General features: G+C 54.1%; 14 protein-coding genes. 8 read left to right on the plus strand and 6 right to left on the minus strand.

Features of this window, described 5'->3' with window-relative positions; genetic code table 11:
* Positions 1-241 precede the first annotated feature (241 nt).
* Positions 242-1,750 (plus strand): sodium/proton antiporter NhaB, encoded by a 1,509-nt coding sequence (gene nhaB, locus BMY09_RS04025; RefSeq protein WP_091354356.1) that lies wholly within the window; start codon positions 242-244, stop codon positions 1,748-1,750.
* Here the strand turns inward: nhaB and BMY09_RS04030 are convergent.
* Together BMY09_RS04030 and BMY09_RS04035 are read right to left on the minus strand one after the other, a co-directional pair.
* The gene (locus tag BMY09_RS04030; protein ID WP_091354359.1) at positions 1,701-1,985 is read right to left on the minus strand and encodes a hypothetical protein; all 285 of its coding nucleotides are present in this window, start codon (positions 1,983-1,985) and stop codon (positions 1,701-1,703) included. The two genes, nhaB and BMY09_RS04030, sit on opposite strands and share 50 nt — an antisense overlap.
* A 71-nt stretch (positions 1,986-2,056) precedes the next feature.
* Positions 2,057-4,279: a heavy metal translocating P-type ATPase gene (locus BMY09_RS04035; RefSeq protein WP_091354360.1), complete on the minus strand. Its 2,223-nt coding sequence runs from the start codon at positions 4,277-4,279 to the stop codon at positions 2,057-2,059.
* Positions 4,280-4,434: 155 nt separating this feature from the next.
* Between BMY09_RS04035 and BMY09_RS04040 the strand changes: the two genes are divergently transcribed.
* The 6 genes from BMY09_RS04040 (at position 4,435) to fusA (ending at position 9,207) form a co-directional block, all read left to right on the plus strand.
* Positions 4,435-4,782 (plus strand): hypothetical protein, encoded by a 348-nt coding sequence (locus BMY09_RS04040; RefSeq protein ID WP_091354363.1) that lies wholly within the window; start codon positions 4,435-4,437, stop codon positions 4,780-4,782.
* A gap of 48 nt (positions 4,783-4,830) precedes the next feature.
* Positions 4,831-5,244, plus strand: a complete 414-nt coding sequence (gene cueR, locus BMY09_RS04045; protein WP_091354365.1) for a Cu(I)-responsive transcriptional regulator — start codon at positions 4,831-4,833, stop codon at positions 5,242-5,244.
* Positions 5,245-5,250: 6 nt separating this feature from the next.
* Positions 5,251-5,730: a DUF411 domain-containing protein gene (locus BMY09_RS04050; RefSeq protein ID WP_091354368.1), complete on the plus strand. Its 480-nt coding sequence runs from the start codon at positions 5,251-5,253 to the stop codon at positions 5,728-5,730.
* Positions 5,717-6,151, plus strand: coding sequence for a c-type cytochrome (locus BMY09_RS04055; protein WP_091354371.1), 435 nt, complete (start codon positions 5,717-5,719; stop codon positions 6,149-6,151). The genes BMY09_RS04050 and BMY09_RS04055 overlap by 14 nt, the downstream gene beginning before the upstream one ends.
* 252 nt (positions 6,152-6,403) lie before the next feature.
* Positions 6,404-6,967, plus strand: a complete 564-nt coding sequence (locus BMY09_RS04060) for a phosphoribosyltransferase (RefSeq protein WP_091354374.1) — start codon at positions 6,404-6,406, stop codon at positions 6,965-6,967.
* A 155-nt stretch (positions 6,968-7,122) separates the two neighbouring features.
* Positions 7,123-9,207, plus strand: coding sequence for an elongation factor G (gene fusA / locus BMY09_RS04065; protein ID WP_091354376.1), 2,085 nt, complete (start codon positions 7,123-7,125; stop codon positions 9,205-9,207).
* A gap of 83 nt (positions 9,208-9,290) precedes the next feature.
* On the opposite strand, the gene BMY09_RS04070 is transcribed toward fusA, so the two are convergent.
* Positions 9,291-10,268 carry a PDR/VanB family oxidoreductase gene (locus BMY09_RS04070; RefSeq protein ID WP_091354379.1) on the minus strand — a complete coding sequence of 326 codons (978 nt, stop codon included), beginning with the start codon at positions 10,266-10,268 and terminating at the stop codon, positions 9,291-9,293.
* A 128-nt stretch (positions 10,269-10,396) separates the two neighbouring features.
* Complete coding sequence (locus tag BMY09_RS04075; protein ID WP_091354381.1) at positions 10,397-11,461, minus strand: aromatic ring-hydroxylating oxygenase subunit alpha; 1,065 nt, start codon at positions 11,459-11,461, stop codon at positions 10,397-10,399.
* Between the two features lie 322 nt (positions 11,462-11,783).
* Here BMY09_RS04075 and BMY09_RS04080 point away from each other — a divergent pair, with 322 nt between their 5' ends.
* Positions 11,784-13,460 (plus strand): sigma 54-interacting transcriptional regulator, encoded by a 1,677-nt coding sequence (locus BMY09_RS04080; protein WP_091354384.1) that lies wholly within the window; start codon positions 11,784-11,786, stop codon positions 13,458-13,460.
* On the opposite strand, the gene BMY09_RS04085 is transcribed toward BMY09_RS04080, so the two are convergent.
* Together BMY09_RS04085 and cydD are read right to left on the minus strand one after the other, a co-directional pair.
* The gene (locus BMY09_RS04085) at positions 13,457-15,076 is read right to left on the minus strand and encodes an amino acid ABC transporter ATP-binding/permease protein (RefSeq protein ID WP_091354386.1); all 1,620 of its coding nucleotides are present in this window, start codon (positions 15,074-15,076) and stop codon (positions 13,457-13,459) included. The two genes, BMY09_RS04080 and BMY09_RS04085, sit on opposite strands and share 4 nt — an antisense overlap.
* Entirely contained in the window at positions 15,069-16,805 is a 1,737-nt protein-coding gene (cydD, locus tag BMY09_RS04090) for a thiol reductant ABC exporter subunit CydD (RefSeq protein WP_175483436.1), read from the minus strand. The genes BMY09_RS04085 and cydD overlap by 8 nt, the downstream gene beginning before the upstream one ends.
* Between the last annotated feature and the right edge of the window lie 43 nt (positions 16,806-16,848).

The raw sequence follows: 16,848 nt of genomic DNA on the forward strand, positions 1-16,848 counted from the left end.
GTAGTAGTGATTCGATAGAGAGATAATGTCAAAATACATAAAGTTAATAAAATTAATTAATTTTAATGTATCGATAGCTATTCGCTAATTAAAGCGTTTATCACCTGTTTTTCACTCATCTGAGCATACTACTGTTTCTGGTCATAGTGATTGACCGGGATGCTGGTTTAAGATCGGTGCATAAATTAAAGTGAGCCTTGTTTAGCGCAAGCTGTGATATCCACCTTTCCGGAATAGGTTAATGAGCAACTTCCGTCCTTTTATGCAGGCTGTTTACAGCAACTTTCTGGGGCATTCCCCCAATTGGTATAAGCAGTTAATACTGGCTTTTCTGATAGCTAACCCTCTGATTGATCTGTTGTTAGGCCCGGTCGTCAGCGGCTGGCTGCTGATTTTTGAATTTATCTTTACCCTGGCGATGGCGCTGAAGTGTTATCCGCTGCAACCGGGCGGGCTGCTGGCGATGGAAGCGGTGATTATCCATCTGTCAGAGCCCAGCCATGTGTATGATGAGATTGCCGCTAATCTGCCGGTGATTCTACTGCTGATGTTCATGGTGGCCGGGATCTACTTCATGAAAGGGATGCTGCTGTTTGTCTTCACCAAGCTGTTGCTGAATGTACGCAATAAGACCGCACTGTCGCTGCTGTTTACGCTGATGGGGGCGGTGCTGTCGGCGTTTCTGGATGCATTGACGGTGACCGCGGTGCTGATCAGCTCGGCGGTCGGGTTTTATGCGATCTATCACCGGGTGGTGTCTGGTAGCCATCCGGATATGGATCACGATCATTCGAACGATGATAACCTGCATGAGGACCATCGCATGGAGCTGGATGAGTTCCGTGCTTTTCTGCGCAGTCTGCTGATGCATGGCGCGGTAGGAACTGCGCTGGGTGGGGTGAGCACCCTGGTCGGCGAACCACAGAACCTGCTGATCGGTGAAAAGATGGGCTGGCACTTTATTGAATTCTTCATCAATGTTGCCCCGGTCTCGATGCCGGTTCTGGTCTGTGGCCTGTTAACTACGGTGGTGCTGGAGAAAACCGGCTGGTTTGGATATGGCGCGCGGATTCCGGAGCCGGTATTTGAAATACTCAGGGAGTTCGATGAGCGGGAGCAGGCCAGTTGGGGATTTAAGGAAAAATCCGAGCTGTATATTCAGTTTGCGGTCGCGCTGTTTCTGATTCTGGCGCTGGCCTTTCACCTGGCGGAGGTCGGGGTTATCGGTCTCACGGTGATTATTCTGCTGACCAGTCTCAACGGTGTCACTGAGGAGCATCGCATTGGCCGGGCATTTGAAGAAGCATTGCCGTTTACCGCGCTGCTGGTAGTGTTTTTTACCATCGTCTCGGTGATTCATGATCAGCACCTGTTTACGCCGGTGATTGAGGCGGTGCTGGCGCAGGATCTTCGCAGCCAGCCGGTGATGTTCTTTATCGCTAACGGACTGTTATCGGCCATCAGTGATAATGTGTTTGTTGCCACGGTGTATATCAACGAGGTGGCCAGCGCCTTTGAGGCCGGACGCATCAGCCGGGAGCATTTTGATACCCTGGCGATCGCTATCAATACCGGTACCAACCTGCCCAGTGTCGCTACCCCTAATGGTCAGGCGGCGTTTCTGTTTCTGCTGACCTCAGCCATTGCCCCATTGATCCGTTTGTCTTATATGCGCATGGTGATCATGGCGCTGCCCTACACTATTGTGCTGAGTGGGGCCGGTCTGCTGGCGGTGCGCTATCTGATCTGAACAGCATCAGCCACAAGCGCTGCAGACCGGACAGTTGTCCTGTCGCGGCGGTTATTGGCGGCTGAGCTGGGGCGGTGGTATGTGCGTTGCGCTGCAGACGGCGCTGCTCCCTGAGTTCCCAGGCGGCATTGGCTTTAGCGGCAAAATCGGCCTGTTGCCGGCCACTCAGCTGGGTCGGTCTCTGTCTGGTGCCACTGCGATGGCTGGTATGGCTGGCTTTGGGTGAGCTGCACATGGGGCTATCCTCCGACGTTGATAGCCCCAGTATTGAGCAGCAAGCTGAAATAAGCCTGAAAAACGATCAGATCATCCCGAGTCTTTAGCCGATGAGGGCTTAAACAGGCGCAGCCGGTTAGCATTACTGACCACGGTGACCGACGAGAACGCCATCGCAGCACCGGCAATCACCGGGCTGAGTAACAGGCCGGTAAAGGGGAACAGAATACCCGCGGCGACCGGAATCCCCAGCGTGTTGTAGATAAAGGCACCAAACAGGTTTTGACGGATATTGCTCAGGGTCGCCCGTGATAGTTCAATCGCATCGGCGACCGAGTGCAGGCTGTTGCGGATCAGGACCATATCGGCGCTTTCAATCGCCACATCGGTGCCGTTGCCAATAGCGAAACCCACATCGGCCCGGGCCAGCGCCGGTGCATCGTTGATACCATCACCGCACATCGCAACGTGACCTCCCTCCTGTTGCAGTTTCTCAATCTGTTTTGCTTTATCTTCGGGCATCACCCCGGCAATAAAGTTATCCACAGCCACCTGCCGGGCCACTGCCGCGGCGGTATGTGGGTTATCTCCGGTGATCATCACGACGCTTATGCCCATCTGTTTCAGGCGGCTGATGGCCGCGATAGAGTCCTTGCGGATCGGGTCAGCAATGGCGATTAATCCGGCTACCTCGCCATCAATGGCAATATACACCGGGGTTTTCGCCTGCTCTGCCAGCGTCTGCGCCTGGTTTTTGAAGGCGGAAAAATCGATATTCTGCTCCGTCATCCAGGCGCTGTTCCCCAGCGTGACGGCGATGCCCTCAACCTGTCCTGAGGCCCCCCGTCCGCTATGAGCCTGAAAGTTTGCCACCGGGCTGAGGCTGATGTTTTGCTCCTGAGCATGATGGACAATGGCTTCTGCCAGCGGGTGTTCTGAAACCGCTTCCAGTGATGCCGCTAGCTGCAGCAGTTGCGGATGGGAGCCGGACAGGTCGGTTACCTGGGGTGAGCCTTCGGTAATGGTGCCGGTTTTATCCAGTACCAGAGTATCCAGCTGCGAGGCGCTCTGCAGCGCCTGGCCGTTGCGGATCAGAATACCGTATTCTGCTGCTTTACCCACCCCCACCATCACGGACATCGGTGTTGCCAGGCCCAGCGCGCAGGGACAGGCGATAATCAGCACCGTCATGGCGGTGACCAGCATATACGCCAGCTGAGGCTCAGGGCCCAGCAGATACCAGATCAGCGCGGTCACTAGGCTGCAGAGGATAACTACCGGTACAAAAATACCCGCGACCGTATCGGCCAACCGGGAGATTTCCGGTTTGCTGGCCTGGGCCTGCTTCACCATCTCGATGATCCGGCTGAGGGCGGTTTCGCTGCCAACTTTTTCGGCTGTCACCTTCAGCGTACCGGATTTGTTCAGGGTGCCTGCGCTGACACTGTCGCCGACCGCTTTGCTCACCGGTAGTGGCTCGCCGCTGAGCATCGACTCATCGATCAGACTGCTGCCCTCCTCGACAATGGCATCAACGGGTATCTGTTCGCCGGGGCGAATGCGCAGAAGATCACCGCTTTGCACCAGTTCCAGCGGCAGTTCCACCTCCTTCTCATTGCGAATCACCCGCGCTGTTTTAGGTTGCAGGTTGAGCAGTCGCTCGACCGCTTCGGAGGTTTTACCCCGGGCCCGGATCTCCATCGCCAGGCCGAAGTTCACCAGACCGATAATCATGGCACTGGCTTCATAATAGAGGTGGCGGGAGCCTTCCGGTAACATCTGCGGAAACAGTACTACCGCGGTGGAATAAAGCCATGCGGCCCCGGTGCCCAGGGCGATCAGACTGTCCATGGTCGCTGAGCCATTTTTCAGTGCGCTCCAGGCACCGCTGAAAAAGTGCCGCCCCGGGAACAGCAGAATGCCCAGAGTCAGCAGGCCTGTGATGCCCCAGATAACCTGATCCTGTGGGGTTCGAACGCTCATCTCATCCATCAGTATCCCGGCAACCATCAGTGGAATACCGACACCCAGTGCCAGCAGGGTGTTGCGAATATGTTGTTTGTACTGGGCGGCCTGCTGAGCTTTCTGGCGTGCCCGGTCTTCCGCTTCATTGCTGGCCAGGCGGCCACGGTAACCGATCTCTGACAGGGCAGCGATCAGGTTGTCGCTGCTGATGGGGCCTTCGACATTGAGTCGTCGCTGGGGGAAATCTACCGCCGCCTGATCGACATCCGGCAGGGCGTTAATCCCCTTTTCAATCTTTTTCACGCAACCGGCGCAGGTCACGTTTTCTAATAACAGTGTGGTAGTCATGACTCATCTCGCATAACGGTTCTTTCTATTTACAGGTTAGAGCTTCCAGTCGCTGTAAGGTCAACTGCTGGTGGACAAGAAAGTTGCTTTTTTTTTGCCAACAGGCGAATCTGTAGCGAGTAACGTTGAATTGAGTTGAGAGTCTGGTTGTTCTGATGTGGTATCGCGCCCTGTTAATCCTGCTGCTGAGTGTGATGGCTGTTAATCCAGCGATCTCCGCTGGAGTGCCCGTTGTTGCGTCACATTCTCAGATGGGCTGTCATGGTGATAACTGTGATATGCACAGCGTTGAGATGACCGGCGCTGTGCTGAACAGTGCCGACTGTTGCGATGCAGAGTTGCCCGACTGCTGTTTGCAGCTGGCAGCACTGTTTATGATGCCGACCGGGTTTCAATCTATTTCATCCTCCCAAATCCAGCCTGGCTGGTCACTCAGCGGTTACCTTTCCGCTATCCCTCCTCCGCTCTACCACCCTCCCCGGCCAATGCGCCAGTCTGTTTGATACGCTCATGGAATAATCGCTGTTTGTTAAAGATTGCCGGAGTTGATTATGAATATTTCTCAGGCCGCAGCCGCCACTGGACTGACCAGTAAAACGATTCGCTTTTATGAGCAGCAAGGTGTTATTCCCCCGGCTGCACGCTCTGCGAATGGTTACCGGATCTACAGTGAACAGCAACTGGAAAGCCTGCGTTTTATTAAACGGGCCCGGGATCTGGGATTCTCGCTCGATGAGAGCCGGGAGTTACTGCAGTTATCTCAGGACCCCTCCCGTACCAGTGCCAGTGTCAAACAGAAAGCAGAATTGCAGATACAGCGGATCGATCAGCAGATTGAGTCGTTGCAGCAGATGAGGGCAATACTGGAAAGTGCCGCCCGTGAATGCCGTGGTGACGATGGCGCTGAATGCCCGATCCTTGATCAGTTAAATGGCGTGACTGTCGATAACGAGAGTCCGGAGTAATACCCAATGAAAAAAATGATACTGCTACTGGCAGGCCTGTTTGGGCTGTCACTGAATGGCTATGCCGGCGATTCGGTGTGGCTGGAAGGCAAAACCGATCAGCAATATGAGATCACTGTGTACCGCAGTGCGTCCTGTGGTTGTTGCAAAGGCTGGATAAGCCATCTGAAAGATCACCACTTCAGTGTTAAAGATGTGGTGGTGAATGATGTCACCCCCCATAAACAGCGACTGGGTGTACCTGCCAAAGCCGCTTCCTGTCACACCGCAGAAGTGAATGGCAAAGTGATAGAGGGGCATGTTCCTGCTCAGGATATCAAGCGCCTGCTGGCAACCAACAATGATATTAAGTTGCTGGCGGTCCCTGGAATGCCCTCTGGCGGTCCGGGAATGGACGGTGTGGGAGCCCGCAAAGACGTCTTTACGGTCTATTCGATGGATAGTCAGAACCGGGTGGGTAGTTTCAGTCATTATGCGGATTATTGAATTGCCTGCGGTGTTGATAGTGTTGCTGGGCGCCGTTTTACTGAGTGGCTGTGAGTCGGAGCCCAAAGTAGCCGGGCGCTGGTATACCCAGACTCAGGTGGATAACGGTAAGCAGTTATTTATTGATAACTGCGCCAAGTGCCACGGCGTGGCGGCACAGGGCACCCCCAACTGGAATAAAACCGGGGCTGATGGTAAATATCCGCCGCCGCCTCTGAATGGTACCGCTCATGCCTGGCATCATCCGCTAACCGGATTGAAGCGCTCGGTGCAACAGGGGGGTGTTCCCCTGGGTGGTTCGATGCCGGGGTTTGCTGATACGCTATCGGATGCGGAGACCGAGGCGGTGATCAGTTATTTCCAGAACCGCTGGCCGGCACCGATCTATCAGGCCTGGCTGGACCGGGGTGGTCTGAAGTAATTGCCGTAAAGCCATCAGCTAAAGCGCCTTTCCCGGAAGGCGCTTTTTTATTTTCGCTGAAGCGGTGAAGAGTCGTCTGGATATATGGCAAAAAAACAGATCTGGGCTACCTTCATAGAGCGTTTTTCTCAATCTTCAGGGCATTTAGCATAAAAGCGGCGACGATAGTTGCGTGACCTGATCAGAATACGTACAGTAGCGAACCTTGCCGAAAAGCCGGCATGAATAGCGACCGGTGGGTGGAGAGGATCGATGACGGAAAAAGTATATCTGAACGCGCAGGAACTGCTTGAAGATTCATTCAGGCTGGCTCTGGAAGTGTTTAATAGTGGTTTTCGCCCAGACTTTATCGTCGGTGTCTGGCGGGGAGGCACACCGGTGGGCATCGCGGTGCAGGAACTGCTGGATAACCTTGGTGTTCAGACCGACCATATCGCTATCCGTACTTCGTCCTATACCGGTATCGGTACCCGGGATAAAGAGGTGCGGGTGCATGGGCTGGATTATCTGGTCCGTAACGTCAACCACTCCGATTCCCTGCTGATTGTCGATGATGTGTTCGACACCGGGCTGAGTATCAAAGCGGTGATCGATACACTGAAAGATAAAGCGCGGCTGAATACGCCGCATGATATCCGGATTGCTACACCCTGGTTCAAACCCGTGAACAACAGAACCGATCTTGAGCCGGATTATTTCCTGCATAAGTCGGATAACTGGCTGGTTTTCCCCCACGAACTCAAGGGGTTGGACCGGGAAGAGATGCTGGCCAATAAGCCGGGTCTGAAACAGATTTTTGAGGAATACGGAATCTGACACACTGATGCGATATCAGCGTATCCTGTTCCCATAAAATGAACCCTGTGCGGAGATATCAGAGCAAAGATTTTTCTTTGCTTAAAATATCTACAAATGCCAATGAATGCGGTATAATGCCGCGCATTTTACGCCCCTAACATTCGAGTGAAGAAATGTCTGACTTATCACACTACCGTAATATCGGTATTTTCGCCCACGTAGACGCGGGTAAAACTACCACGACCGAACGTATCCTGAAGCTGACAGGTAAAATCCATAAGACAGGTGAGGTTCACGATGGTGAGTCCACTACCGACTTCATGGAGCAGGAAGCTGAGCGGGGTATTACTATCCAGTCAGCGGCGATCACCACTTTCTGGAAAGATCACCGTTTCAACATCATCGATACTCCCGGACACGTTGACTTCACCGTTGAAGTATATCGTTCTCTGAAAGTTCTGGATGGCGGCATCGGCGTATTCTGTGGGTCTGGTGGTGTTGAGCCACAATCAGAAACTAACTGGCGTTATGCCGATGAGTCGGGCGTTTCCCGTATCATCTTCGTAAACAAGCTTGACCGTATGGGTGCTGACTTTAACCGTGTAGTTAACCAGGTTGAAAATGTACTGGCTGCTAAGCCATTGGTTATGGTTCTTCCAATTGGCCGCGAAGAAGACTTCGTTGGTGTTGTTGATCTGCTGACTCGCCAGGCTTACGTGTGGGATGACTCAGGTCTGCCTGAGAACTACAGCATCCAGGATATCCCTGCCGACATGGTAGAAGATGTTGAGATGTACCGTGAGCAACTGATCGAAACCGCTGTTGAGATGGATGACGATCTGATGATGGCTTACATGGACGGCGAAGAGCCTGCTATGGAAGATATCAAGCGTTGTATCCGTACCGGTACCCGCGAACTGGCATTCTTCCCAACTTACTGTGGTTCAGCATTCAAAAACAAAGGTATTCAGCTGGTGCTGGATGCGGTTGTTGATTACCTGCCAAGCCCAACCGATGTTATCCCTCAGGATCTGACCGATGAGCTGGGTGAGCCAACCGGTGAAGTGGCAACTGTTTCCGTTGATGAGCCTTTCCGCGCCCTGGCATTCAAAATCATGGATGACCGTTTCGGCGCCCTGACCTTTATTCGGATCTACTCCGGTAAGCTGAAGAAAGGCGACACCATCCTGAACTCGTTCACCGGCAAAACTGAACGTATCGGTCGTATGTGTGAGATGGAAGCTGACCAGCGTAAAGAACTTGATTCTGCGCAGGCGGGCGACATCATCGCTATCGTGGGTATGAAGAACGTACAGACTGGTCACACCCTGTGTGATCCTAAGCACGAATGTACCCTTGAAGCGATGGTATTCCCTGAGCCGGTAATCTCCATTGCAGTAACACCTAAAGATAAAGGTGGTGCTGAGAAGATGGGTATCGCTATCGGTAAGATGGTTGCAGAAGATCCAACCTTCATCGTTGAAACCGATGAAGACTCTGGCGAAACCATCCTGAAAGGTATGGGCGAGCTGCACCTGGATATCAAAGTTGACATCCTCAAGCGTACTTACGGTGTTGAACTGGTTGTTGGTCAGCCTCAGGTTGCTTACCGCGAGACAATCACTCAGCCAATCGAAGACAGCTACACCCACAAGAAACAGTCTGGTGGTTCAGGTCAGTACGGTAAGATCGACTACCGCATCAAGCCGGGCGAGCAGAACAGTGGGTTCACCTTCTCCTCTACGGTTGTGGGTGGTAACGTACCTAAGGAATTCTTCCCGGCTATCGAGAAGGGCTTCAAGAGCATGATGGAGACTGGTCCTCTGGCTGGCTTCCCTGTGCTGGACGTTGAGATTGAGCTGTTTGACGGTGGTTACCACGCGGTTGACTCCTCTGCGATTGCCTTTGAGATTGCTGCTAAAGGTGCGTTCCGTCAGTCCATGCCTAAAGCGGGTCCACAGCTGCTGGAGCCTATCATGAAGGTTGACGTGTTCACTCCTGAAGATCACGTAGGTGATGTTATCGGTGACCTTAACCGTCGTCGTGGCATGATCTCTGGTCAGGAAGCTGCGGGTTCAGGCGTTCGTGTTAAAGCTGACGTGCCTCTGTCTGAGATGTTCGGTTATATCGGACATCTGCGTACTATGACCTCTGGTCGTGGTCAGTTCTCTATGGAGTTCGCTCACTACGCGCCATGTCCGGCTAACGTATCTGAGAAAGTTATCGCTGAAGAGAAAGAGCGTAAAGCTAACAAGTAATTGTTGCTTTACCGCTGATTAAAAAAGCCCGCATTCGCGGGCTTTTTTGTGTCTGGCTGCAGGGCAAAAGCGAATATTGGCAGTTACAGATCCAGTACCAGACAATCAGACAGTGCCCGGGAGCAGCAGGGGGTGAACTGATTGTTCAACTGCTTTTCCGCGTCGCTCAGATACATATCCCGGTGATCCGGAGTGCCCTCTATGACCGGGAGCAGGCAGGTGCCACAGACACCCTGTTCGCAGGAACAGGGTATCTCGAAGCCCTGTTCTTCCAACGCTTCCAGCACTGTCTGATCAGCACCGATGTCGATCAGCTGACCACTGCTGGCAATCCTGATCTGAAAACCCGCATTGTCATCATTCGCCGCACTCAGATCCTGAGAAAACAGCTCAAAGTGGATATTGTCGTTATCCCAGCCGTAGGCTCTGGCGCTGTCGGTGATAAAGTTGATAAAGCCCTGGGGGCCGCAAATATAGAGATGCCTGCCTTTGGCTGCCTCTTTCAGGACCGATTGCGGATCAAAACTGTCGGCCGAACCATCATCGAAACAGAGGTTTACGTTATGGCTGAATGGCCCCTCCATAAGACTGTGGGCAAATGCCGCATGCTCAATGCTTTTCGCAAAATAGTGCAGTGAAAATTTAGCCTGACGCTGTTGCAGTGCGTGGGCCATCGACAAAATCGGGGTGATACCGATGCCACCGGCAAACAGCAGTGTTTCATCTTCATCAGGGAGCAGCGGGAACAGGTTTCTGGGAGGGCTGATCTGTATCAGATCGCCTTCGTTAAGCTGCTGGTGAACCGCTTTTGAACCGCCCCGGCCATGTGCTTCAAGCAGGACGGCAATCTCATAGCACTGATGGCTGTCAGGGGCGTTCAACAGAGAATACTGGCGGATCAACGGCTTACCAGTGCCAGCGTTAATGTGCAGATCAATATGCGAACCGGGTGTAAACCGGGGCAGTGTCTGATTGTCAGCAGGCTGCAGCACGATATGTACAATATTATGAGCAACATAGCGTTTTTCGGTGATACGAACACTGATCAGATCGTTATTCATAATCGCCTCATAGTGATAGAGCGTCACGCCATACCGGCGTGGCGCTTGTTATTATTTTGAGTCTTCAGGCGTGCTGTAAACAGACGTAACAGCAGCGCGGCTGCACGCCTGTTTACGCGGAGCTGAGATCAGATGTTTTCCGCTTCGATCAGCTGGCTGAGCCGGCGCCTTGCGCGGACTGCGCCAGCATCGCAAGACAGTAATACCGGGTTCAGCGACCAGAGATCATGGGTGCCCATCTCCTGCTGCTGGGCTTCGATAACCGGTTTGTCCTCGGTGGTGAATGCTTCGCGCATACCGGCCATTTTCGCCTCGTTGTATTCAGCATCATCCATCTTGTAGTTGCGGGTGGACGCGAAGAAGTAGTGGGTAGTGGTTGCGGTTTCCGGCGTCATGATATGGAAGTCGAATAGCATAATGCCATCGTTGAGGTAATCATCACTGTCCTGCACGGTACCCAGGGTCAGGGTCAGATTGGAAGGTTCGGTCCAGCTGACGGCCAGAAACATATCGGCTTTATCGTCCGGGCGCTGCATATGGGGTGCGATCAGCGGGATCACCGGGTCGGCCTCCCAGTCCCAGCGCACATGCAGGGGTTTACCCTCGCGGTTTTCAGTGATTTCCGGAATCAGCGGGCTCAGTTTGCCACCGGTATTGATGAACGGCCCGTGCAGATGATCGATATGGCTGAGATCCATAATATTGTCGGTCAGCAGCTCATAATTGCACTGATTATACATATACATGTGGCCCACCGAGCTTGCTGGGTTCTCAGACAGCTTGGAACAGTCGAGAATCAGATCTTTGTCGGCTTTTTCCGCATCACCCATCCAGATCCAGATAAAGCCATCGCGCTCCTCGGTGATGTAGCGCTGTACTTTGCAGGCTTTTGGAATTTTGCCGTTGCCATGGGGGTTTTTAACGCACTCGCCCTCGCTGTCAAACTGCAGCCCGTGGTACAGGCAGGTGACGTTATCGCCATTGCGCGAGCCCAGGCTGAGGGGGGCAAAACGGTGTGGGCAGCGATCGTGCAGCGCAATCGGTTTGCCGCTTTTGCTGCGATAGATCAGAATCGACTCGTCGAGGATTTTACGGGTGAAATAGGCTTGCTCTTCGACTTCGGATGAAAGGGCCGCAACATACCAGGCGTTGCGCAGAAATGTATGCTTATCAGCAGACTGTAAATTGTTCATTTTATTATCCTTATTAGCAAAACGATAAATCGTACTTTACCTTCAGGATTTAGCAGCTTCTGTGCCAGTCAGTATTGGTTTAACTAGTCTTTTGATTTTAAAGAGTATTTTTTCATAATGTTAACCTGCCCCAGGCCGATGAAGAGTGGAGTAATCCTGTTGGTTTCTTTATATGTTGAAATGGGATGTCTGCATTTCTTTATTTGAAGAACTTGCGTGAGGCTGTATTCTATAATGATATTCCGGACATCAATGGATTAGCTGGTGACGAAAAGAACTGCATCCGGATGAAAAAACACAGCCAATAACAAGAATAATAAATATGAAAGAGATTACTCAAAAGCCGGATTATTCCATCCTCCATAGCGCTATTCAGAGTGACGTTGAAAATGGTGAAATCAGGCTGCTTGATCAGCGCATGCTGCTATTGCATGGTTTCTCTCTGGCGGTATTGCGGCGTGAGATCATCGATAAGATGGGCAGCGATAAGGCCCGTGAAATGTTTTCCCGCCTGGGTTATCAACAGGGGGTTGAAGACTGTCGTCACCTGAAAGAAACAGGTATCGACTGCATCGACGATCTGCTCTCCATCGCCCCGCTGCTGCGTGAAAAAGAGGGGTTTGTGTATAACCTGGCGATTGAGCGGATGCAGTATGATGACAAGACCGGAGAGTTCTGGGGCGACTACCTGTGGGAGAACTCCTGGGAAGCAGAAGCCCATCTGGATCAGTGTGGCGTCAGTGGTTCGCCGGCCTGCTGGATGATGACCGGTTACGCCTGCGGCTTTACCACCGCGGTAATGGGACGTCCGGTGTTATGGCGCGAGGTTGAGTGCCGGGCGATGGGGCATGAGCACTGCCGGGTCGTGGCGATGCCCTTAGAGGAGGGTGACGACCTCTACCAGCATCTCAGCTTTATGAAGATCGAGGAGTTTATCTCCACCCCCAAGTCCGGGCGTATCGATCTCGACCAACTGGGCAGCGATGGGGTGAAAGGGTCGCCAGTCGATCTGCCCGATCTGGTAGGCACATCCCCCGCCTTTAACCGGGCGGCAACCCTGCTGAAAAAAGTCGCCGCAACCGATTCAACGGTGTTGTTTACCGGCGAGAGCGGCGTCGGTAAGGAGCGTTTTTCCCAGGCGCTGCACTCCATCAGTCAGCGGGCGGATAAACCCTTTATCTCTATCAACTGTGCGGCAATCCCCTCCGAACTGGTGGAAGCAGAACTGTTTGGTGTAGAGAAGGGCGCCTTTACCGGGGCAACGGCCTCCCGCCCGGGCAAGTTTGAGCGGGCCGATGGTGGCACTCTGTTTCTCGATGAGGTCAGCAGTCTGCCGTTTCATGCTCAGGGCAAGCTACTGCGGGTGCTACAGGAACGGGAGATTGAGCGGGTGGGGGGTGTTGATGTCCGGTCGATCGATATTCGTTTAGTGGCTGCCGCCAATGTGAACCTGAAAGAGGAAGTGAAGCAGGGGCGTTTCAGGGAAGATCTGTTTTATCGGCTGAATGTTTTTCCCATTGAGATTCCGCCACTGCGTAAGCGCCGGGATGACATTCCCCTGCTACTTAATCTGTTTATTCACAAGTTTTCCGCTGCTAATGGTAAAACCATCAACGGTATTACCAAAACCGCGGTGGATGCTCTGATGCGTTACAGCTGGCCGGGCAATATCCGCGAACTGGTAAATATCTGTGAGCGTGCCGTGATTCTGGCGGATGACGGCGGCAGTCTGGATCTGGAGCATCTGTTTACCAGTGAAGAGATCCTTGAGGCACAACAGGAGATGGCAGACAGGCAGGATGAAACCAGTGATGCAGTGCCGGGCGATACCTATAGCGCGGTTGAGTCTATTCTGAATCACGCGGTGTCGTTTGAGGATGTGGAGAATATGATGCTGGAGCAGGCGTTACAGCGCAGCGAGGGTAATGTCTCTGCTGCCGCGCGCTTGCTCAATCTTAAGCGCGGGCAGTTTGAATACCGCATGAAAAAATATCGTTAAAGCCTGAGTTCGGTATCGTTAGTTCCGATCAGGTTGACCTCATGACTACTGATGATGACAATACGGTTATGCCATTGTTGTCGCAGTCGTTGCAGAATCCGGGTGCTTCTGTCCGGATCTATGCCCGCAGTGGGTTCATCCAGCAGCAGCACTTTGCGGTCTTGCAGCAGCAGCCGCGCCAGTCCCAGTCGTTTCATCTCGCCGCCTGACGGCAGATGCGAGCCTTTACCCAACCAGCTGTCCAGTTGCCCGGGTAGTTGACTGGCCCACTGATCCAGCTCTACGGTTTTCAGCACCTGCCATAGCTCTGTATCGCTATATTGCTGATGCAGACAGAGATTAAAACGCAGACTGCCCTGCAACAAACTGATCTGTTGCGGCATCATGCCGATCTGTTTGATCCCCACGCCGGAGCAGGTGATCAGTCCCTGTTGCGGCTGCAACTGACCCGCTAACAGTTGCATCAGAGTGGTTTTACCCCGACCGCTGGGGTTGGTTAGCCAGTACCAGTGGGGCCCCTGAAGCCGGGCGTTGAAATGATCGATGGTCGCTTGCTGACGGTTGGGATAACGGTAGCTGAGATGATCAATGTCGATGCGGATCGCCGGATTCCCGGGCTCGATGAATTGCCGCTGATCGGGTTGTGGGTGTGCCGGACTCAACTGACCGATTCGCTCAAGTGCCCTATACCCCAGCGCAAAGCCCGCCAGAGCGCTGCTGCCGGTGGTTAATACCTCCTGCAGCCCCAGTGTCAGCAGTAGCAGCATCAACAGCAGGGTGCCTTCCAGTCGCCCGCTGGCGAACCCCTCAATTCCCTGCCATAACACCAGCAGTATCATCGACGCCTGCACCAGTTGATTCAGCGCCTGGACCCGTTGACGGGCATTACTGGCCTGCTGTTCGGTCTGATCTGCAATGGCGGCACTCTGGCACAGCTTGTCGCTTTGCGGTGTTAACCGGTCAAACAGGATCAGGGTGCGCAGATTGCTGAACAGTGAATGGGCATCACTCCATTGCTGGCTGCGCTGCTGATGCAGGGTGTTCTGGGGTTGTAATACCTGGCGCAGATAGAGCGTCGGTAACACGGCTACCGAGATCAGTAATGGTAGCAATAACCACAAGCCCAGCTCAGGCAGGAACAGCATGACCGTGACCAGATAAAGCAGGGCGCTGAGCAGCATCACCAGCCCTGGCACCAGCGCTGAGAGGTACAGTGACTCGGCATGGCGGATATCATCCAGCAGCCGGCTGCTGGCCTCATGGCTGTTCAGCGGTTGCTCCTGCCAGTTATGTTTTGCCAGGGTTGCGAACATCTCGCTGCGCAGGTGTGAGATGACCCGGAAGGTGGCTTCATGGGTTGCCAGCCGTTCGCCGTAGCGTCCGAAGGTGCGGGCGATGGACAGTCCTCTGACAACCGCGCCGGGGGCAAAATAGTTAAACCCGTGGGCCGCCGCCAGTGACAGACCGGCCAGTGCGGTCGCGCTGATAAACCAGCCCGACACCGCCAGCAGTGCGATACCGGCCAGCGCGGTGATCGTGGCCAGAAGCAGTCCCAGAGTCGCCATTCCCCGCTGCTGCCAGAGTAGTTGAAAATAGCGTTTTAGCAGTTCAGGCATGGGAGGTCTCCGCTGACTTAAGGGGTTGCAGAGTGATAACCTGATCAAACTGATCGGCGCTATCCCGATGGCTGCTGAGCAGGACGATACCGCCCGTAGCACAGAACCGTTTAAGACTGGCCATAAACTGCTGGGCGGTCTGTTGATCGAGGTTGGCGGTGGGTTCGTCAAGCAGCAGCAGGGCGGGCTGATGCAGAAACACCCGTGCCAGAGCGATCCGCTGGGCCTGGCCACCGGAAAGAAACCCGCCGGAGTCGCTGATGCGATAATCCAACTGTCCGGGTAACTCCTCTACCAGAGTGTCGGCGCTGGCCTGTTTCAGTGCAGTGAAAAGCTCTGTATCGGTGAATTCGCGGCCCAGACAGAGGTTGTTGCGCACCGTGTCAAACAGCAGCTCTGGTTGCTGAGTCATATAGCCGATGCGTTGCTGCCAGTGGCGATTATTATAAACAGCGATACTGACTCCATTGAGGAGCAGCGCTCCGCTGAGGGCGGGCTGTAGCCCGGCAAGAGTGTCCAGCAGGGTGCTTTTGCCGGCTCCCGAAGGGCCTTGTAGCAAAACCCTCTGACCCGGCAACAGGGTAAAGTTATGGGGAGGGGCGATCGTTGTACTGCCATAGCCGGTCTGCAGCTGTTGTAGTGAAATCTGCCTGACCGGCGCGCTGTCTGGCTGAGACTGCTCGTCATTGGTGGCAGCGCAGGGCGGCGGTAGCTGTATCAGTTTGAGCAGATGGGTGGCAACACTGCCGGCATCGGCCCGGGCGTGATAGAGCGCGCCCAGGCGGCGTAGCGGCAGGTAGAACTCTGGTGCCAGCATGAGCAGGAAGACACCGTGAGACAGGCTGAGCTGTTCCTGCCACATACCGATCTGATACTTGTCCAGATAGAGCAAACCCAGATATACCGCTACCATGGCGATACTGATCGCACTGAAAAACTCCAGCAGCGTGCCGGACAGGAACGCCAGTCGTAGAACCTGCATGGTGGAGTGACGGAACTGCTCTGACTGGCGGAACAGATGCTGTTGTTCGGCGTCGCAGCTATCCGCCAGTTGCAGCGCAGAGATCCCTTTAATCCGGTCTGACAGCAGATTGCCCAGCCGTGTCAGTTCGGTCAGGTTGCGTTGACTGGCGGCGGCTGCCTTGTGTCCGACGATGATCATAAACAGTGGCACCAGCGGGGCTGTCAGTGCCAGTATCAGGGGCACCAGCCAGCCGCTCCAGAGGCAGGCGATGATGATCATCAGGGGGGCCAGCATGGCCAGTCGCTGCTGCGGCAGAAACTCCGCAAAGTAGTCGCGGGTGCTATCGATCTCGCCGCTCAGCAGATTGCTCAGCTCAGCGTGGCTGAATGGCTTCTCCAGACTGAGCTGCAGGGTGGCGCAATGCTCCAGCACGATGGCCCGCAGGCGGTTTCGTACCCGGATGCTGGCTCGGTCCGCCAGGCGGGTCTGCCATAGCGGCAGCAGGGCCCGCACTGTCAGCAGGGCCGCCAGCAGCAACCAGCTCCCGCTGTGTTGCCAGAGAAGCGGCGTGGTTAATGCCCCGGTATAAACGGCACTGTTGATCAGCAGGGCGATCAGACCGGTAATCGCGATGGTGGTAGCGGTCTGTAGCGCCCCTGTCAGGGTGAGCCAGAGATTCTCACGACGACTTATTTGTCCCGCCTGACGCAGCAGTTGCTGGCCGTTGGCACAGTGTTGCAGTGTGGAAATATTGATCTGGCTCATCAATGACGGCCTCTGTTGGTAAGGAGCTGGTAATGTGTCATGC

It is taken from the genome of Amphritea atlantica (assembly GCF_900111095.1).
Lineage (GTDB): Bacteria > Pseudomonadota > Gammaproteobacteria > Pseudomonadales > Balneatricaceae > Amphritea > Amphritea atlantica.